Source organism: Sphingobium sp., from assembly GCF_032153725.1.
Classification (GTDB): Bacteria; Pseudomonadota; Alphaproteobacteria; order Sphingomonadales; family Sphingomonadaceae; genus Sphingobium.
Genome location: NZ_JALDYQ010000087.1, coordinates 1 through 18,254, shown reverse-complemented (window position 1 = coordinate 18,254; position 18,254 = coordinate 1). Strand labels below are relative to the sequence as shown.

The following is an 18,254-nucleotide window of genomic DNA, read 5'->3' as shown; positions in this document are numbered from 1 at the left end:
ATGTGCGCTCAAGAAGAAAAGCGGGATCCCGGATCAAGTCCGGGATGACGAAGCTATAATGTCCGCTCTCCCCCCTAAGCCGCTTGATCTTCCAGCGCCGGATAATCCAGATAACCCTCCGCTCCCTGGCTATAAAAGGTCGCCATGTCCGGGCTGTTGAGCGGCGCGCTGACCCGCAGGCGTTTCGGCAGGTCGGGATTGGCGATGAAAGCCCGCCCGAAACTCACCCCATCGGCCAGGCCGCTGGCCAGATCCTGCTGCGCCCGTTCCAGATCATAATCGCTGTTCAGGATCAGCGGTCCGGAAAAATGCCGGCGGATGACCGGCGACTGGCGCGGCACGTCGGTCCGGCCAAAGGTGCCGTCCGGTCCCGGCTCGCGCAGTTCGAGGAAGGCAATGCCGATCTGCTGCAACGCCTGCGCCGCGGTCGCGAACAGCGCCGACGGGTCGCTGTCGTCGACGCCCTGCGCATCGCCATTGGGCGACAGCCGCACCGACACGCGGTCCGCGCCGATCGCATCGACCACCGCCTGCGTCACCTCGCGCAGCAGGCGGATGCGGTTCTCGATCGATCCGCCATAGTCATCCTCGCGTCGGTTGCTGCCGTCGCGCAGGAACTGGTCGATCAGATAGCCGTTCGCCGCATGCAGCTGCACGCCGTCGAAACCCGCGGCCATGGCGTTGCGCGCAGCCTGGACATAGTCCCCGATCACGCCCGGAATCTCTTCCCGCGCCAGCGGACGCGCCTGTTCATAGGGTTTCTTGCCCTCATAGCTGTGCGCATGCCCCGGCGCGGCGGTGGCGCTGGCAGACACCGGCTGCTCACCGGTCAGGCTGCTGTGCACCGTCCGTCCCATGTGCCAGAGTTGCGCGACGATCCGCCCGCCCGCCTCATGCACGGCGTGCGTGACCGGCTTCCACGCCTCGACCTGTTCGCCCGACCATAAACCGGGCGCATAAGGCCAGCCCAGCCCCTGACGCGAAATGCCGGTCGCCTCGCTGATGATCAGCCCGGCCGAAGCGCGTTGCCGATAATAATCGACCATGATCGGGGTCGGCACATGGTGGCGGGTGGCGCGCGCGCGGGTCAGCGGCGCCATCAATATGCGATTGGGCGCCGTGATCGCGCCAAGCCGGACGGACTCGAACAGGCTGGTCATGGGGGATTTCCTCTTTATAGTTGCAAATTGCAACGGGACTTGCTTGCCGAAGCCAGCTAGGGAGCCGCCATGGCCCCTTCAACCCTCCCGCCACGCCTTGGCATGCCAAGATTTGCTTTCCCAGCGCTGATTCTGGCTAACATCATCCTGCCGCTGGGTCCGGTGCTGGTGCGGCTGTCGGATGTCGGTCCGGTGGCCGCCGCCTTCTGGCGGCTGACGATCGCCTTGCCTTTCCTCCTGCTGCTCGGCTTTCCGGGGCTGAGGGCGGCAAAGCCTGGCGCCCGCGATTATGGCGCGATGCTGCTGGCCGGCCTGTTCTTCGCCGCCGACCTTGCCGCCTGGCATCTGGGCATTCCGCTGACCAAGGTCACCAACGCCACCATCTTCGGCAATATGAGCGGGCTGATGCTGCCGCTCTGGGGCCTGCTGGTGCTGCGCCAGGCGCCGCGTCCGATGCAGGCGCTGGCGCTGATGCTGGCGGCGGCGGGCGCGGCGGTCATGATGGGCGGCAGCTACGAACTCTCGCCCCGCTATCTCCGCGGCGACCTGCTCTGCCTGCTCGCCGGCGCGCTTTACACCGCCTATCTGCTGGTGGTGCAGGGAATGCGGCGGCGGCTGGACAGCTGGTCGGTGCTGGCCGGGTCGAGCCTGACCGGCGCGCTGCCGCTACTGCTGCTCGCGCTCTGGCTGGGCGAGCGGGTGCTGCCCGGCAACTGGACTCCGGTGGTCGCGCTGGCGCTGTCCAGCCAGCTCATCGGCCAGGGCCTGCTCACCTATGCCATCGCCTGGTTCCCGCCGCTGGTGCTGGGCCTCAGCCTGCTGCTGCAACCCGTCGTGTCGGCGCTGCTCGGCTGGATGTTGTTCCACGAACTGCTGACCGCCCCCGACCTGATCGGCGCAGCGGCGGTCGGCGTGGCGCTGGTGCTTGTGCGCCTGCCCGGCCGCGCGTAGAACCTGCCCATGACCCCGTCGCACGAAGACATGACCCTGGACGAAGTGCGCGACGCGCTCGCGCCCATCCTTCCCCGCCACGCCGCCTTTGACGGCTGGCGCGCGGCAGCCGTGACCATGGCGGCGGCGGAATGCCGCATCGACGCCGATATCGCGCAACTCGCCTTTTCGGGCGGCGCGATGGACATGATCGATGCCTGGTTCGCCAGCATCGACCGTCGCATGGCGGAGGCCCTGCCGCCGGAAAAGCTTGCCCCCCTCTCGATTCGCCAGCGCATCGCTACGCTGGTCGAAACCCGGCTCAACCTGCTGGCGCGCGATCGTGAGGCGCTGCGCCGCGCCCAGGCCATATTTGCCATGCCGACAAACGCCATCCGCGCGGCCGGGCTCGGCTGGCGCGCGGCGGACAGCCTGTGGCGCGCCGCCGGCGATGAGTCGACCGACCTCAACCATTACAGCAAGCGCGCGACGCTGGCGGCGATTTATGCCGCGACCCTGCTGGTCTTCGTCGATGACGAAAGCGGGGATCATGCGGAAACCCGTGCTTTCCTGGCCCGGCGCATCGACGGCGTGATGCGCTTCGAGCGCGCCAAGGCCCGGTGGAAGGGCGTGGGCGGCGGCGAACGGCTCAGCCTGTCTCGCTTCATCGGCCGCCTGCGTTATCCGGCAGTGTGATCTGCCGCACGGGGCGCGCGATTCGCGCTGGCCTTTTGCAATCGGTATTGATAGTCACTCGCAGAAGTTATTGACGAGTGCCTTACCCTTGCGCCTGACTGACCTGCCGTTGCGCCAGCCCGCTTATGTGGACCTGATCGACTGGAATGCCCTGTCCGCTGCCGATGGCCAGCGGCTGCGCGAATTCGGCCTGTGCGAAGGCGCCAGCGTGGAGGCGCTGCATCATGGCGGCCTGCTCGGCCGTGGCCCCATCGCCTGCAAGGTCGGCCGCATGACCATCGCCATGCGCCGCAACCATGCCGCCGCCATCACGGTACGCACCGGCCCGCTGGAAGAAGACGCATGACGGGCCTGCCGCTGATTGCGCTGGTCGGCAATCCCAATGCCGGCAAGAGCGCCCTGTTCAATGCCCTGACCGGCGCCCGTCAGAAGCTGGGCAATTATCCCGGCGTCACCGTGGAGCGCAAGGCGGGCCGCCTGTCGCTGCCCGACGGCCGGCCGATCGAACTGGTCGACCTGCCCGGCACCTACAGCCTCAATCCCACCAGCCCCGATGAACAGGTGACGCGCGACGTCATATTGGGCAAACAGACGGGCGAACGCCTGCCCGATGCGCTGGTGGTGGTGGTCGATGCCTCCAATCTCGACAACCATCTGCGTTTCGCGCTGGAACTGATCGCCCTTGGCCTGCCGACGATCGTTGCGCTCAACATGGTCGACCTCGCCACCCGAGACGGGCTGGAACTGGACGCCAATATCCTGTCCCGCGAACTGGGCGTGCCGGTGATCTCCACCGTTGCGGTTCGCAAGCGCGGCCTGGACCATCTGCGCACCGAACTGGAAAGCCTGCTCGACGGCAGCGCAGGCAGGATTCGCGTCTCCAGCGAGAGCGGCGGCTTCGACGCGCTGCGGGGGGAGGCCCGGCGCATCGCCCGCGCCGCGATCGTCCGCGAAACCCCGTCCCGCCGCCTGACCTCGGCGGTCGACCGGGTGGCGCTGCATCCCGTGGCGGGCCTTCTCCTGCTGCTCGGCCTGCTCTTCATCATGTTCCAGGCGGTCTATGCCTGGTCCGAAGCGCCGATCGCCATGATCGAGGGGTTCGCCGCCACCGCCAGCGATGCCGTCGCCGCCGCGCTGCCCAACGGCCTGCTGCGCTCCTTCCTGGTCGACGGCGTGATCAACGGCGTGGGATCGGTGGTGGTGTTCCTGCCGCAGATCCTGATCCTCTTCTTCTTCATCCTGATGCTGGAAGCGACCGGCTACATGGTCCGCGCCGCCTTCCTGATGGACGGGCTGATGGCGAAGGTCGGCCTGTCGGGCCGCGCCTTCATTCCGCTGCTGTCCTCCTTCGCCTGCGCGGTGCCCGGCATCATGGCGACCCGCACCATCGCCGACCCGAAGGACCGTCTGACCACGATCCTGATCGCGCCGCTGATGACCTGCTCGGCCCGGCTGCCGGTCTATGCGGTGATCATCGGCGCCTTCATTCCCGCGCGGACCGTCGCGCTGGGCATAGGGTTGCAGGGGCTGGTCCTCTTCATCCTCTATATTTCGGGCATCATCGGCGCGATGCTGGCCGCGCTGGTGCTGCGCCGCACCGTCACCAGAGGCGCAAGCGGCGGCTTCCTGATGGAGATGCCCAAATATCAATGGCCCCGCCCGCAGGACATCCTGCTCGGCCTGTGGCAGCGCGCGGTGATCTTCCTGAAGCGCGCGGGCACGATCATCTTCACCTCGACGGTCATCCTCTGGGTGCTGCTCAGCTTCCCCAAGGCGCCGGAGCATGGCGGCATCAGCCAGGTCAATTATTCGGTCGCCGGCCGCATCGCCAACGGCCTCAACGTCATCCTGGAACCGATCGGCTTCAACCGCGACATTTCGCTGGCGCTGATCCCCGCCATGGCTGCGCGCGAAGTCGCTGTCTCGGCCCTTGCCACCGTCTATTCGCTCGACGCCGACGAAGATGAGGTGAAGCTGGAACGCAATCTGGGCGACCGGCTGAAGGACAACTGGCCGCTGCCGACCGCGCTCGCCTTCCTCGCCTGGTTCGTGTTCGCGCCGCAGTGCATTTCCACCATCGCGGTGACCAAGCGCGAAACCAATGGCTGGAAATGGCCGCTGTTCATGATCGGCTATCTGTTTGCGCTGGCCTATGGCACTGCCGGGATCACCTATTGGACCGCCGTAGCGCTCGGTTTGGGGTAGCGCCCGCCTGAGAGCGGTCTATAAGGACCGGCTAACGCATCGGAGGAAACATGGCGGGTTCGGTCAACAAGGTCATTCTGGTAGGCAATCTGGGCGCCGACCCGGAAGTGAAGAGCTTTCAGAATGGCGGCAAGGTGTGCAACCTGCGGATCGCGACCTCCGAAACGTGGAAGGACCGCATGTCGGGCGAGCGCAAGGAGCGCACCGAATGGCACAGCGTCGCGATCTTTTCCGAAGGTCTGGCGGGCGTCGCCGAACGCTTTCTGCGCAAGGGATCGAAGGTCTATCTGGAAGGCCAGTTGCGCACCCGCAAATGGCAGGACCAGTCGGGCAATGACCGCTACACCACCGAAGTCGTGTTGCAGGGCCCCGGCGCGGTGCTGACCATGCTGGACGGCGCGCCGGGCGGCGGTGGCGGCCAGGGCGGCGGTGGCCGGTCGCAGGGCGGCAGCGACTGGGGCTCCAGCTCGGGCAGCTTTGGCGGCGGCAATGATTATGACGACTTCGGCGGCAGTGACGGCGGCTTTGGCGGCGGTTCCGGTCGCTCCTCGGGCGGTGGTCGCGGCAGCGCGGGCGGGCCGAATTTCGACAATGATCTGGACGACGAAGTGCCGTTCTGAACAACGCTGGATCGCGGAACGAAAAAGGCGGCGCCGTTCAAGCGCCGCCTTTTTCGTTTGGCGGTGGCGAGCAGACGCGGACGTCCATAAATTGTCATCCCAGCGGAAGCTGGAATCTCGTGAGGCTGGGCTGTGCCCTTTGGCCTGAGATTCCAGCGTTGGCTTCGCCGCCCTTCGGGTCGCTGGGATGACGAAGCTGTAATGGCTGGAATCCACCCGATCCCGACGCGGGTTAGTCGCGGCGGAGGGGGTTGAGGGCGCTTGATTTGCGGGTTCCGGGCGGGATGGGGGACAGGGCTGAGGCGCGGGGCTGGGCTGGCATGCCGGCCGCCAACTCTTCCAGCGCGGCGATGCGCTTTTCCGTCGCGGGGTGGGTGGAGAAGAGTTCGCTCACATGCACCGGCACGATGTAGAGCTGGGCGGCGGCGGGGTTGCGTTCGGCCACCGGGTTGGGGATCGTTTCGGCACGGCCGGAAATCTTCGCGAGGGCGGAGGCAAGCGCGCGCGGATTGCCGCTGATCTCCGCGCCTGCGGCATCCGCGCCATATTCACGGGTGCGGCTGATCGCCATCTGCACGATCATAGCGGCAAAGGGGGCGACGATCACGGCCAGCAGGGTGGCGACGAGGTTGCTGTTGCCATTCTCATTGTTGCCGCCACGGAAGAACAGGCCGAAATTGGCGAGCATCGAAATGGCGCCCGCGATCGTCGCGACCATGGTCATGATCAACGTGTCGCGCCTGCGCACATGGCCGAGTTCATGCGCCATGACGCCGGCGATTTCGTCGCGGCTGAGCATCGAAAGCAGGCCCGTGGTGGCGGCGACGGCGGCATGCTGCGGGTCGCGACCGGTGGCGAAGGCGTTGGGATGCGGCTCGTCGATCAGATAGACGCGGGGCATGGGAAGCCCGGCGCGCCGGGCGAGCTGTGCCACTAGACCGTAGAATTCGGGCGCGCTCTGGGCATCGACCTCCCGCGCATGATGCATGGAAAGGACGATCCTGTCGGCATTCCAGAAGGTGAACAGGTTCATGCCCGCCGCCACCAGCAGCGCGATGACCGCGCCGGCGCTGCCGCCCAGCGTATAGCCCAATGCCATGAACAACGCCGTCAGCGCCGACAGCAACATCACCGTCTTCATGCCACTCACTTGCGAAAACCTCCTTTGCGGCCCAGATAGCGGGGCAGGCGTGAATATGGGGTGAGGAACACCGCCCCGCAATCGAAAGGATGGATCGATGGGAACCTTCAACGGCAAGCGCCCCGCGCATGTGAAGCCGCCCGCGCATCTTTCCAAAAGCCCGCCGGTGCCGCAGCCGGACCCGATCGACACCCCCTCGCGTCATGACGAGGAACTCAGCCCGGTTCGCTATGGCGACTGGGAACGCAAGGGAATCGCTATCGATTTTTGATCCCCCCTTTCTAGCGGGGCCGAAAGAGGGTTAACGGTTCATCGCTGTTTGGGCACAGTTGGCGATGGCCTGTGCCGCTGACGCGAGGGGCGCCGCGCCGGGCCCTAGCCTTCTGCACCGCAAAACGGGCAGGCTTTGCCCGAGTGGAAAAGAAGACCATGATGGGGCGCGGTTTCAAGTGAATGTGGTTGCTGAAATATCGGTGAGGTCAGTGTCGGATTACGCGCCAGAGGATGCGGCGCTTCTGTGTGCAGTGGGTCGTCTGGTCTGTGCCTGGACGATGCTGGAACAGAGCCTGGAGGCGAAAATCGCGATGATGCGGGAAGCCATGGGGGATGTGCGGACCGTGGGCGCCCGGACTCGTCCCGGCATGACGAAGCTGCTGACCGAACTGCGGACCATAGTGTCGATGCGCGACCGGAGGAATGCGGGCGCGTTGATGGAAATATCGGATATCGAGCGCGACATGCAGAGGATCGACCGGTTCCGGTCGCTCATCATCGGCGGCTTTCAGCAGCCCGCGCCCGGCGGCTTCACGTGCCGCGATGCGCGGAATAATCAGACGCATGTCTCGCTCGAGCAATTGGAAGCGGAAATTGCCTCTCTCGAAATAGTGGCGCAGCGCCTGCTGGCTGTCTGAACGGGGTAAGCAATCTTCCACGCTTGATCTTTATCGCGCGGAGGGCGAAGCCTTGTCTGCGCGCTAGCCAGGAAAACAGGAGCATCATGTCCTACAAACGCATCCGCAAAGCCGTTTTCCCCGTCGCGGGTCTTGGCACGCGCTTTCTTCCGGCGACCAAGTCGGTGCCCAAGGAGCTGCTGCCGGTCGTCGACCGTCCGCTGATCCAATATGCGGTGGACGAGGCGCGGGAAGCGGGGATCGAACAGATGATCTTCGTCACCGGTCGCGGCAAGGGCGCGATCGAGGATTATTTCGACATGGCGTTCGAGGCCGAGGCCACCCAGCGGGAGCGCGGCAAGGACCTCTCCGCGCTGGACGGCACGCGGCTGTTGCCCGGCAATGCCGTGTTCCTGCGCCAGCAGGAGCCGCTGGGCCTGGGCCATGCGATCTGGTGCGCGCGGGATATTGTCGGGGATGAGCCCTTCGCCATCCTGTTGCCCGACGAGTTCATGAAGGGCCCGCCGGGGCGTGGGTGCCTCAAGCAGATGGTCGAGGCCTATGACAAGGTCGGCGGCAATCTGGTCTGCGCGCTGGAAGTGCCAATGGCGGAGACGCCGAGCTATGGCGTGATCGATCCGGGCAAGCGCGACGGCGCGCTGACCGAGGTGAAGGGGCTGGTGGAAAAGCCGGCGCCGGGGACCGCGCCGTCCAACCTGATCCTGCCGGGGCGCTATATCCTCCAGCCGGAGGTGATGAAAATCCTGGAGACGCAGGAAAAGGGCGCGGGCGGGGAAATCCAGTTGACCGACGCCATGGCGTCGATGATCGGGGCCCAGCCTTTCCATGGCGTGACCTTTGACGGGCGGCGGTTCGATTGCGGTTCCAAGGCTGGCTATATCGAGGCGAATCTGGCGCTGGCGCTGGATCGCGAGGATATGGGCGAGCATATCCGCCAGTTCGCGCTGGCGGAGCTGGGGGTCGGCGGGATCGCTGCCGCCGCCTGATCGCTGCGGACAGGAGAGGGGCGGTTCGGCAACATAGCCGCGCCGCCCTTTTCTTTGGCGGTGGTTTTGGGTGGATGGCGGACGGTGCGCTTCAAGGAACGCGCAGCTAAGCGGCCGTCCGCCATCCACCCCCTAACCGACCTTTTTGAACAGCCAGCCGATGGTGGAGCCGCCCGGGAGGGCTTCGGTGGTGACCACCAATTGCCGCGTGCCGTGCGGGCGGCCTTCGGCGTCGGTCCAGAGGCTTTCCTCTATGGCGAGCTTGCCCGCATTGGCGCGGAATTGCCAGGTGGCGCCCATGTCGATGCGCAACAGCGCGCCCATGCCGTCCGCCGTCGGCGTGGGTTCGACGCCGGGGGCGAGATGGAAGCGCAGCTGGACCGGCAGCTTCACCGGCCTGCGGCGGCGGACGGCGGGGGTCAACATGTCTTCGCCCCTGATTTCCTTACCGTCGCCGCTCATCAGCAGCAGGCGGCGGTGGACATAGCCCAGACGCCGGACATAGCCGTCATGGCTGAGGTCCAGGCGGCTGCCGCTTTCCGTTTCCTGCCGGTTGAGTTCGACTTCGGTGACGCCCTTGCCCAATGTGCCATCGGGCAAGAGGGCCGTGGAGTTACTGTCATCCAGGACAAGCGTGCTGTGCGCGGCGGTGGTGCGCAGCCCCTGGGCCAAGTCGCGCGGCATCCAGGCGCCCTCCAGCGCAGCGCCGCCGCAATTGACGATCAGGCGCTGCGGGCCGTCGCTGATCTCGATCGCGCCGGTGGAGGCGCAACCCGCGTCGGCCAGTTGCGCGACCGGAGGCGGGGCTGCGTCGATCTGGATGACCGTGCCGGCGGCGGCGAGGCGTTGATAGCCCCAATGGTTCGCCTGGCGCAGCGGGCGGGCGCGGACGCGGCTGGCGCGGATGACGGCTTCGATGGTGGCGGGATCGATCGCGCCCGCGCCCTGCCAGTTGCCCAGGCCGCCGTCGCCATGGGTGAGGCCGAGCAGCGCCGGAACCGCCCTGGCCAGCGCCTCCTTCAGGAAAGGCGGCGCCTGTTCGCGGCGCACGTCATAGACGGCGGCGACCATGGTCAGCAGCATGATCGCTTCCAGCTGGTCGAGCGGCGAGCGGGAGATGATGCCGCCATCGGCATGGAGGCCGCTGTCGAGCGCGCGTTTCAGGCCCGCTTCGCCGAACAGCTTGCGCGCCGCGCCGCCAGGCAGCAGCATGGAGGCAGCGACGATGCCACCCCAGGCGACCAGGCGGGGCAGGCCGATATGCGCCTTGTCCGCGCTGCGATCGAGATGACGGGCGGTGCGGGCGATGCAGTTCAGCACCAGCGACCGGTAGACGAGGTCGCTGGAGGACAGGATCAGCGGGGCATGGGCCGACCAGAAGAGCAGGCGCCAGCCCGCATTGTCGGCGCGCCAGGCGGGTTCGCTGGGCGTGTCGGCATGCGCGTCCAGCCATTTGCGCATCACGCTTTCTGCCACGGGCGCGGCCTGTTCGCGGGTGGCGACGGTGGCAAGATCGCGCAGCCAGTGGAAGCCGTGCAGATAATCGGCAAAGGCGGGCGTGACGCCGAGATTGGCGAAATCCAGCTTGCCCAGCGGCTGTTTCAAGCCCCGGCACAGGAAATAGCCCGCGCGGATCGCCTGTCCGGCATGGGCGTTGCCGGGAATCTCATCATCGGGGACGGCGAGCAGCTTGAGCGGATATTTGCCCTTGAGGCGGCGGCCATGGATCGGCGTCTTCCAGCTCAGGAGGTAAAAGCGGTTGGCGATGCGCTGGGTCAGCGAAAGCCCCTTGTCATCCGCAATGCGGATCAGCCGCTTGCCCTGTTCGATCCCCTCGTCCGGCCGGTCGGTTTCGGCCTCATTCCCGGCGGAATGGGGCGGGACGGATTGGGGGGAAAGGCGGCGGCGGTCGCTCACCCGCCGCGCAGCGTCCGGATATTGTCGGCATAGGCGGACGGGCCGCCCCGGAAGGTCGCGGTGCCGGCCACCAGCACGTCGGCGCCCGCCTCGATCGCCAGCGGCGCGGTCTTGAAATCGATGCCGCCGTCGACCTGAAGGCGGATATCGCGGCCCGATTTCTCGATCATTTTCCGGATCGCTTCGATCTTGCGCAGCTGGTTGGTGATGAAGCTCTGGCCGCCGAAGCCGGGATTGACGCTCATCACCAGGATCAGGTCGACGTCATCGATGAGGTAATCCAGCATCTTCGCCGGGGTGCCGGGGTTCAGCACCACGCCCGCCTGCACCCCCAGCGACTTGATATGCTGGATCGAGCGGTGGATGTGCGGGCCGGCTTCGGGATGGACGGTCAGGATATCGGCGCCCGCCTGCGCGAAAGCCTCCAGATACTGGTCCACCGGCGAGATCATCAGGTGGACGTCGAAGGGCTTCTTCGTGTGCGGGCGCAGCGCCTTCACCACGCCGGGGCCGATGGTGATGTTGGGCACGAAATGGCCGTCCATCACATCGATGTGAATCCAGTCCGCGCCCGCTTCGTCAATGGCGCGGACCTCTTCGCCCAGACGGGCGAAATCGGCGGACAGTATGGAGGGCGAGATAAGGATGGGGCTGGTCATCTGACCTTTGGCCTTAGCCTTGGGCGAAGGCTAGGGCAACGTCCGATTCGCGTTGTCCACAGGGATTTTGGCGGCCGTGGAAAACTGCGTCAGGAGAGGACGAACAGGGTCGGGTCGAGGCCCCTGGACGGGCCGGAGCCCTTGGGCAGGAACTGTTTGACGCCATGCAGGGCAACCACCTGATTTTGCTGAATGATCGGCGCGGCGATCAGGCGCATGGCGCATTCGCCGCCATCCACCGGGCGAATGTCGACATCCAGCGTGAAGCCGCGCCGGTGGCGGATCGCATAGGCGCGCAACTGCTCCATCGCGGCACGGCTGTCCGGCGCGTAGAGCGACACGGCGAGCGGACGGGGGACGGCCATGCCGCGTTCCAGCCCGAAAATATCGTAGACGCCCTCGGTCCAGTTGAGGCTGTTGTCGCTGAGGTCGCAATGCCACAGGCCCAGGCCGCGTTCGGCCAGCGCTTCGTCGTCGCCGGCCAGCCGGTCGTCCAGCATCACCGGGGCGAGATGATCGCGCAAAGCGTAGAGCGGCCAGCTATGATGCAGGGGAAGAGGCTCGGTCGGACGCAAAGCGGATCTTTCTGATAGCCAGATCGCACCATAATGGTTTCGTGGTTAAGGCTTAGTGGATCGCACCAGCCTTGCAACGAAAAAGCCGTCGGTGCCGCCCTGTTCCGCAAGGGAATCGGGAAGGGTGCGAATCCAGCCCTGATCCGTGGGGGCGATGCCGCCGGGCAGTTCGGCGGCCGTGGCGGGCCGGGGCGTGAAACCGGGGTGGCCGCTCAGGAACTGCGCGATCTGCTCTTCGCCCTCCGCCCGTTCCAGCGAGCAGGTGGCATATATCAGCGTGCCGCCGGGTTTCAGCCATTGCGCGGCGCGGGCGAGCAGTTCCGCTTGCAGCTCCGCCAGCTCCGCGATCTGGCGCGGGCCGATGCGGTGGAGCACGTCGGGATGGCGGCGATAAATGCCGGTGGCGGTGCAGGGCGCATCGAGCAGGATGGCGTCGGCAGCATGTTCGGGCGCCCACTGGCGCAGGTCCGCCTGCACGATGTCGGCGGAGAGGCCGGTGCGGGTCAGATTCTCGCCGAGGCGTTCGAGGCGCTTTTGCGACTGGTCGATGGCCGTGACGCGCCAGCCGGCGGCGGCAAGCTGCATCGTCTTTCCACCGGGCGCCGCGCAGAGGTCCAGGACATGGCGTTGCTCTCCCCTGCCGAGCAGGCGGGCAGGGATGGAGGCGGCGATGTCCTGCACCCACCAGGCGCCTTCGGCAAAGCCCGGCAGGTCGGGGATGCTGGCGCTTTCGGACAGGCGGACGTGGCCGGGGGCGAAGCTCTGGCCGCCCAATATTTCGGTCCAGCGGGCGGTTTCCGTCGCATCGCGTAGGGTGAGGTCAATCGGGGGACGCTGGGCATAGGCCTGCGCGGCGGCCTTTGGCATGGCCTCGCCCCATTGCCCGGCCCAGCGGGTGGCGACTTCGGACGGGAGGGTCGGGGGCGAGGGAAGGACGGGATTGGCGCGGGTCAGGGTGCCGAACACGCCGTGGACCAGCTTGCGCGGGCCGCCGTCGACCAGAGGGAGCGCGGTGGCGATGGCGGCATGGGGAGCGGTGCCAAGCGCGAGGACCTGGATCAGCGCGATGCGCAGGACCATGCGGGCCTTGGCATCGGGGGGAAGCGGCTGGCGGGTGGCGCTGTCGATCAGGGCGTCGAGATCGGGCAAATGGCGCAGCGTCTCGGCGACGATGGCGTGGACCAGGGCGCGGTCGGCGGGGGAAAGGCCCTGGGCCGCGCCGTGAAGGGCGAGTTCGAGCGGATCGCCCCGGCGCAGGACGGCATCGAGCAGACGCAAGGCTGCGCGGCGGGCGGGGAGGCCGGGGGCGTCTTCGGGGCGGGATGGGCGAGGCATGGGGTGCGATTAGGGCAAAATGCGGGGGAAAGGTAGGCTGGTTTGGTGGTGTGGTGGTTTTTGGCCATTTCCAGTCATGAAAAAGGGCCGCCCGGTGAAGGCGGCCCTTTTGCCTGTCCCGTATATCGGCGCGTGTCAGGCGCCGAATTTCTCGCGCAGGGCGAGCATGGCGATCGCCGCCTTGGCCGCTTCGCCGCCCTTGTCCTTTTCTTGCCTTTTCGCGCGGGTCAGGGCCTGGGCTTCATTTTCGACGGTCAATATGCCGTTGCCGATCGGATTACCGTCCATGCTGAGCGCCATCAAGCCGCGCGCGCTTTCGTTCGACACCACCTCGAAATGATAGGTTTCGCCGCGGATCACCACGCCGATGGCGATGAAGCCGTCATAGCGGCCGGATTCCGCCGCCAGCGCCACGGCGCCCGGAATCTCCAGCGCGCCGGGGACGGTCACCACCTCATATTTATGCCCTTCATCCTCCAGCGCGGCGGTCGCGCCCTCTATCAGAAGGTCGTTGAGATGGTCGTAGAAGCGCGCTTCGACGATCAGGAATTTTGCCACCTTGGTTCCCCTTAAAGCTCGATCGACCGCTGCCCAACCACGGCCAGGTCATAGCCGTCAAGCGCGATCAGGCTGTGATGCGTGTTGCTGATCAGGATCATGTCATGCACGCCCAGTTCGCCCAATATCTGCGCGCCCACGCCATAGTCGCGCAATTCGTCCATGCCTGTGCCGGATTGCCCGGCATGGTGACGCAGGATGCGGCTGACGAAATCGCCAGGCGTCGGGCTGGTCAGCACCACGACGATGCCTGCCCCTTCCTGCGCGATGATCTCCATCGACTTGGCGAGCAGGCCGTTGCGGGGGCCGGTCGAGCCATAGACGTCGTCCAGCAGCGAGAGCTGGTGCATGCGCACCAGCGTCGGTTCATCGGGGGAGACATGACCCTTCTGGAGCACCAGCTGCTCGGTCTGGGTTGCCCTGTTGAAGAAGCTGATCGCCTTCCAGTCGCCGCCCCACCGGCTGTGGAAGGTGGTTTCGGCGCGGCGTTCGACCATATGGTCGTGGCGGCGGCGATAGGCGATCAGGTCGCGGATCGTGCCGATCTTCATCCTGTGCTTTTGCGCGAACGGGATGAGGTCGTCGAGCCGGGCCATGGTGCCGTCGTCCTTCATCACCTCGCAGATCACGCCGGAAGGGTTGAGGCCGGCCAGGCGCGCGACGTCCACCGCCGCTTCGGTATGGCCGGTGCGGACCAGAACGCCGCCATCCTTGGCCACCAGCGGAAAGACATGGCCGGGGGTGACGATATCGTCGCGGCCCTTCGACCCGTCGATCGCGACGGAGATGGTGCGGGCGCGGTCGGCGGCGCTGATGCCGGTGGTGACGCCCTCGCGCGCTTCGATCGACACGGTGAAGGCGGTTTCATGCCGGGTGCCGTTATTGCGGCTCATGAGGCCCAGACCCAGATGATCGACCCGTTCCTTGGTCAGCGCCAGGCAGATGAGGCCGCGGCCATGGGTCGCCATGAAGTTGATCGCATCGGGCGTCGCCATCTGCGCCGGGATGACCAGATCGCCCTCATTTTCCCGATCCTCGTCATCGACCAGGATGAACATGCGGCCGTTGCGGGCTTCGTTGATGATCTCTTCGGGGCTGGCGAGCGCGGTGCCGCCCTCGCGCTTGGCGATATAGCTTTCCAGCTTGCCCAGGGTTTCGGCGGTGGGATTCCAGTCCGCCTCGCCCAGCTTGCGCAGCGAATTGGCGTGAAGGCCCGCCGCGCGGGCAAGGCCCGACCGCGACATGCCCCCATCGGTGACAAGCGAACGGACGGTATCGATAAGGGCGGCGGACATGAAACGACTCCTTCCCCGGTTGGGACGCGGAGTCGCGTATCACACTGTAATGTGATCAAGGCAAGGGGTAATCACATCGGCTGGGCGCGAAGGCTCTGCATGCGATCGAGATAGCGCGCCAGCACGTCGATCTCCAGATTGAAGGCGCGGCCTTCGTCCAGATTGTCGAGCGTGGTCGCGGCGGCGGTATGGGGAATGATGTTCAGCCCGAAATGCACGCTGCCGTCGGCCTGATCCTCCACAGTGTTGACGGTCAGCGAGATGCCGTCGACCGTGATCGATCCCTTGGCGGCCAGCGCCGGGGCGAGCGGCGCGGGCGCGGCGATCAGCAGGCGAGTCGAATCGCCTTCATGCGTGGCTGAAACCAGCGTGCCGATGCCGTCGACATGGCCGGTGACGATATGGCCGCCCAGTTCGTCCCCGACCTTGAGCGCGCGTTCCAGATTGAGGCGGCCGCCCTGTTCCCACAGACCGGGAGCGGTGCGGGCGATGGTTTCGGCCGACAGGTCGACCGCGAACCAGTCCGCGCCCTTTTCCACCACGGTCAGGCAGGCGCCCGAACAGGCGATGGAGGCGCCGATGGCAACCGTGTCCATCTCATAAGCGCAGCCGATCACCAGGCGCAGGTCGCCGCGCTGTTCATGGGTGCGGATGGTGCCGATGTCGGTGATGATGCCGGTGAACATGAATTGCGCCTGTGCCTTGTGTTCCGTTGGCCCCAACCTGAACAAGGGAGAGGCTTTCGCGGTGATCTAGGCGTTCCGGACGCGCGCGTAAACCTCCAGCCGGTCCTCGCCCAAGCGCCGTTCGTCCTCAAGCCGCCAGCGACCATGGGCGTCGGCCAAATCGGTAAGGCCGATATCGCCAATGCCTGCCAGGCCTTCACCGATGAGGATGGGCGCGCGGTAGAGCAGCAGCCGGTCGACCAGATCGGCGCGGAGGAAAGCGGCGGCGGTGGCGCCGCCGCCCTCGACCAGCAGATGGTCGACCTGCGTCAGCGCGGCGATATCCTCCGGCGCGACGATGCTTTCCCAGCCTTCGGGGGTGGTGCCGCGACTGAGCAGCAGCTTGCGCGGGGAACGGTCCTCCAGGCCCGGCAGGCGCACGTCGAGCCGGGGTGCATCGGCGCGCAGCGTGCCGCCGCCCACCAATATGGCGTCATGGCGCGCGCGCTCCATATGGGCATGGGCGCGGGCGGCTTCCCCGGTGATCCAGCGGCTGGAACCGTCCGCCAGCGCGATGCGGCCGTCCAGCGACAGGCCGAGCTTGAGCGTCACCGCCGGACGGCCCAGCGTCTGGCGAAGCACGAAGCCGCGCATCGCGGCAGCGGCTTCCTGTGCCATCAGGCCCATGTCGACGGCGATGCCGCGCTTGCGCAGCCAGGCGGCGCCCTGTCCGTCGGTGCGCGGATCGGGATCGCGCAGGGCGATGACGACGCGGCGGACGCCTGCGCGGGCCATCAGATCGGCACAGCGCGGCCCTCGCGGAGACAGGTGGAAGCAAGGTTCCAGCGTCACATAGGCGGTGGCGCCGCGGGCGCGGTCCAGCGCCTCGTCCAGTGCCTGCGCCTCGGCATGGGGACGGCCGCCCTTTTGCGTCCAGCCGCGGCCGACCACCCGGCCGTCCTTCACGATCAGGCAGCCGACATTGGGGTTGGGCGTGGACAGGCCCCGGCCGCGTTCCGACAGGGCGATGGCGGCGGCCATGAAGCGGCGATCCGCATCCGGATCAGCGGGGGGAGGGGCGGTTTTGGCTCGACTGCTCAGGGTTTGGCGGCTCCGGGCTTTTCCGCGGCCTCTGCCGTGGCCAGGCGTTGGTCGAGCTGGGCGTTGATCTGTTTCAGCGCTTCCTTGCGGCGAGCGGTGTTGCGGGCCTCATCCGCCTTCCAGTCGATGCCGAAAATATCGGCGACGCCCTGCATTTCCCTCTGCTTCTTCTCGATCGCCGCCTCGCGCTTGGCGAGGTCGATCTTCTGCTGGAGGATGATCGCGGCGTCGGACCGGCTGGCGTCCCAGCTCTGCACATAGAAGATCTGGTTGCGCGTCGGCATGGTGTTGGTGTTGGCGTCCACGATGAAGGCCCAGATGATGACCCAGGTGAACGCGACGGACAGGCCGAGCAACGGCCATTTATGAGGCCGGTTCTCGCGAAAATAGCTCCACAGGTCGCTCATCGCGCTCTTGGGAGACACCGGACGGGGAAAGATCGCCATGGCGCCGATATAGGGTAAGGCGGGGCCGGATGCAAAAGCGCTGTTGTCCGATGCCATGGCGTCCGGCCCTTTTCCGCGTGATTTCAAACGTCTGCGAGACGAAAATGGACGGTCAGCACCTTACTGCTGCTGATCGCAACGCCATCCCGAGTCGCGGGACGGAAGCGCCATTTGCGTAGCGCGTGGCGCTGAGTGGCGAGCCAGAAGGCCTCGTCGGTGGCCGACAGCCGCTCAATATCGATCACGCGTCCGTCGGGACCGATGGTGACGCGGACGGTCACCTTGCCCTCCATTCCCTGCCGGATCATCGCGCCGGGATAGTCGGGCTGGAACGCCGCCAGCGCCCGCGGGTCAATGGTGGCGTCGGCCAGCACGGGATCGGGGGCCGGCGGTGTGAAAGGGGGGGTGATCGGGCCGCTTCCGGTGCCCGGATCGGAGGTGGGATGATCGTCGGTTTTCGCCATGAAGCTGGTGGACGGCGGCGGGATGACCGGCTTTTCCACCACGGTCGCATGGGAGTGAGGCTGGGGTTTGCTGTCGGTTTCGGGCGGGGCCTGTTCCGGGGGTGGCGGGGTGTCGTCGACCGGATAGGTCATCAAGGGCGGTGGGTCGCGGAAGACATCGATCATTTCCTTGGGCATCAGCAGCCAGGCCCCGACCACCAGCGCATGAACGGCGATCGCGCCGCCTATGCCGATGGGGGAGCGTTTGCCGCTGCTGTAGCCGGAAATGCTGTCGCCGCTGGCCGCGCGCATGTTGATAAGCTGCATGGTTTGCCCTCCTGTCGATGATTTCCTCTTCGGGATTCGTTATGTGATGTTACATCATATTTCTATGATATGTTGCAACATTAAATTTTATATCAGGAGGGGAGATCAGGTGGGGCTTTGGCTGGAAAAGGGCATTACTGGTCATTAAGCGTAACGTGCTCCTGCGAAGGCAGGAGCCCAGTTCAGATGTTGCAACGATGAGGCGAGGGCGGAACTGGGTTCCTGCCTGCGCAGGAACACGGTGTGTATTTAGGAATGCTCAGCTAAGCCGACCGTCCGCTCTC

Annotated in this window: 20 protein-coding genes; 8 read left to right on the top strand and 12 right to left on the bottom strand. The window is 66.3% G+C overall.

Annotated features, from left to right (window positions below):
* Positions 1–74: 74 nt before the first annotated feature.
* On the bottom strand, positions 75–1,160 hold the full coding sequence (locus tag RUH75_RS20665) for an alkene reductase (RefSeq protein ID WP_313809079.1): 1,086 nt from the start codon (positions 1,158–1,160) through the stop codon (positions 75–77).
* Between the two features lie 69 nt (positions 1,161–1,229).
* Between RUH75_RS20665 and RUH75_RS20660 the strand changes: the two genes are divergently transcribed.
* The 5 genes from RUH75_RS20660 (at position 1,230) to ssb (ending at position 5,611) form a co-directional block, all read left to right on the top strand.
* Positions 1,230–2,111 (top strand): DMT family transporter, encoded by an 882-nt coding sequence (locus tag RUH75_RS20660; protein ID WP_409592409.1) that lies wholly within the window; start codon positions 1,230–1,232, stop codon positions 2,109–2,111.
* Positions 2,112–2,141: 30 nt separating this feature from the next.
* The gene (locus tag RUH75_RS20655) at positions 2,142–2,786 is read left to right on the top strand and encodes a COQ9 family protein (protein WP_409592408.1); all 645 of its coding nucleotides are present in this window, start codon (positions 2,142–2,144) and stop codon (positions 2,784–2,786) included.
* Between the two features lie 88 nt (positions 2,787–2,874).
* Entirely contained in the window at positions 2,875–3,132 is a 258-nt protein-coding gene (locus RUH75_RS20650) for a FeoA family protein (protein WP_313809076.1), read from the top strand.
* Positions 3,129–4,991 (top strand): ferrous iron transporter B, encoded by a 1,863-nt coding sequence (locus tag RUH75_RS20645; RefSeq protein ID WP_313809075.1) that lies wholly within the window; start codon positions 3,129–3,131, stop codon positions 4,989–4,991. The genes RUH75_RS20650 and RUH75_RS20645 overlap by 4 nt, the downstream gene beginning before the upstream one ends.
* A gap of 50 nt (positions 4,992–5,041) precedes the next feature.
* Positions 5,042–5,611, top strand: coding sequence for a single-stranded DNA-binding protein (gene ssb / locus RUH75_RS20640; protein ID WP_313809074.1), 570 nt, complete (start codon positions 5,042–5,044; stop codon positions 5,609–5,611).
* A 232-nt stretch (positions 5,612–5,843) separates the two neighbouring features.
* Here ssb and htpX read toward each other — a convergent pair whose 3' ends face one another.
* Positions 5,844–6,761, bottom strand: a complete 918-nt coding sequence (gene htpX, locus RUH75_RS20635) for a zinc metalloprotease HtpX (protein ID WP_313809072.1) — start codon at positions 6,759–6,761, stop codon at positions 5,844–5,846.
* Between the two features lie 88 nt (positions 6,762–6,849).
* Between htpX and RUH75_RS20630 the strand changes: the two genes are divergently transcribed.
* The 3 genes from RUH75_RS20630 (at position 6,850) to RUH75_RS20620 (ending at position 8,649) form a co-directional block, all read left to right on the top strand.
* Positions 6,850–7,023, top strand: a complete 174-nt coding sequence (locus RUH75_RS20630) for a DUF1674 domain-containing protein (protein WP_313809071.1) — start codon at positions 6,850–6,852, stop codon at positions 7,021–7,023.
* A gap of 211 nt (positions 7,024–7,234) precedes the next feature.
* Positions 7,235–7,663 carry a hypothetical protein gene (locus tag RUH75_RS20625; protein WP_313809070.1) on the top strand — a complete coding sequence of 143 codons (429 nt, stop codon included), beginning with the start codon at positions 7,235–7,237 and terminating at the stop codon, positions 7,661–7,663.
* Between the two features lie 86 nt (positions 7,664–7,749).
* Positions 7,750–8,649 carry a UTP--glucose-1-phosphate uridylyltransferase gene (locus RUH75_RS20620; RefSeq protein ID WP_313809069.1) on the top strand — a complete coding sequence of 300 codons (900 nt, stop codon included), beginning with the start codon at positions 7,750–7,752 and terminating at the stop codon, positions 8,647–8,649.
* Positions 8,650–8,781: 132 nt separating this feature from the next.
* Here RUH75_RS20620 and RUH75_RS20615 read toward each other — a convergent pair whose 3' ends face one another.
* The 10 genes from RUH75_RS20615 to RUH75_RS20570 form a co-directional block, all read right to left on the bottom strand.
* Entirely contained in the window at positions 8,782–10,566 is a 1,785-nt protein-coding gene (locus tag RUH75_RS20615; RefSeq protein ID WP_313809068.1) for a heparinase II/III family protein, read from the bottom strand.
* Positions 10,563–11,225: a ribulose-phosphate 3-epimerase gene (gene rpe, locus RUH75_RS20610; protein ID WP_313809067.1), complete on the bottom strand. Its 663-nt coding sequence runs from the start codon at positions 11,223–11,225 to the stop codon at positions 10,563–10,565. Before rpe ends, RUH75_RS20615 begins: the two co-directional genes overlap by 4 nt.
* Before the next feature lie 89 nt (positions 11,226–11,314).
* Positions 11,315–11,800 (bottom strand): diguanylate cyclase, encoded by a 486-nt coding sequence (locus RUH75_RS20605; RefSeq protein ID WP_313809065.1) that lies wholly within the window; start codon positions 11,798–11,800, stop codon positions 11,315–11,317.
* 45 nt (positions 11,801–11,845) lie between these two features.
* Complete coding sequence (locus RUH75_RS20600; protein ID WP_313809064.1) at positions 11,846–13,135, bottom strand: RsmB/NOP family class I SAM-dependent RNA methyltransferase; 1,290 nt, start codon at positions 13,133–13,135, stop codon at positions 11,846–11,848.
* A 135-nt stretch (positions 13,136–13,270) separates the two neighbouring features.
* A complete protein-coding gene (gene ribH / locus RUH75_RS20595; protein ID WP_313809063.1) occupies positions 13,271–13,693 on the bottom strand; it encodes a 6,7-dimethyl-8-ribityllumazine synthase in 423 nt (140 codons plus the stop codon).
* A gap of 11 nt (positions 13,694–13,704) precedes the next feature.
* Positions 13,705–14,988: a 3,4-dihydroxy-2-butanone-4-phosphate synthase gene (gene ribB / locus RUH75_RS20590; protein ID WP_313809062.1), complete on the bottom strand. Its 1,284-nt coding sequence runs from the start codon at positions 14,986–14,988 to the stop codon at positions 13,705–13,707.
* A gap of 71 nt (positions 14,989–15,059) precedes the next feature.
* Positions 15,060–15,674 carry a riboflavin synthase gene (locus tag RUH75_RS20585; RefSeq protein ID WP_313809061.1) on the bottom strand — a complete coding sequence of 205 codons (615 nt, stop codon included), beginning with the start codon at positions 15,672–15,674 and terminating at the stop codon, positions 15,060–15,062.
* A 66-nt stretch (positions 15,675–15,740) separates the two neighbouring features.
* Complete coding sequence (gene ribD / locus RUH75_RS20580) at positions 15,741–16,754, bottom strand: bifunctional diaminohydroxyphosphoribosylaminopyrimidine deaminase/5-amino-6-(5-phosphoribosylamino)uracil reductase RibD (protein WP_409592410.1); 1,014 nt, start codon at positions 16,752–16,754, stop codon at positions 15,741–15,743.
* On the bottom strand, positions 16,751–17,257 hold the full coding sequence (locus tag RUH75_RS20575; protein WP_313809059.1) for a hypothetical protein: 507 nt from the start codon (positions 17,255–17,257) through the stop codon (positions 16,751–16,753). The genes ribD and RUH75_RS20575 overlap by 4 nt, the downstream gene beginning before the upstream one ends.
* Positions 17,258–17,283: 26 nt before the next feature.
* Complete coding sequence (locus RUH75_RS20570; RefSeq protein WP_313809058.1) at positions 17,284–17,970, bottom strand: TonB family protein; 687 nt, start codon at positions 17,968–17,970, stop codon at positions 17,284–17,286.
* Positions 17,971–18,254: the final 284 nt, after the last annotated feature.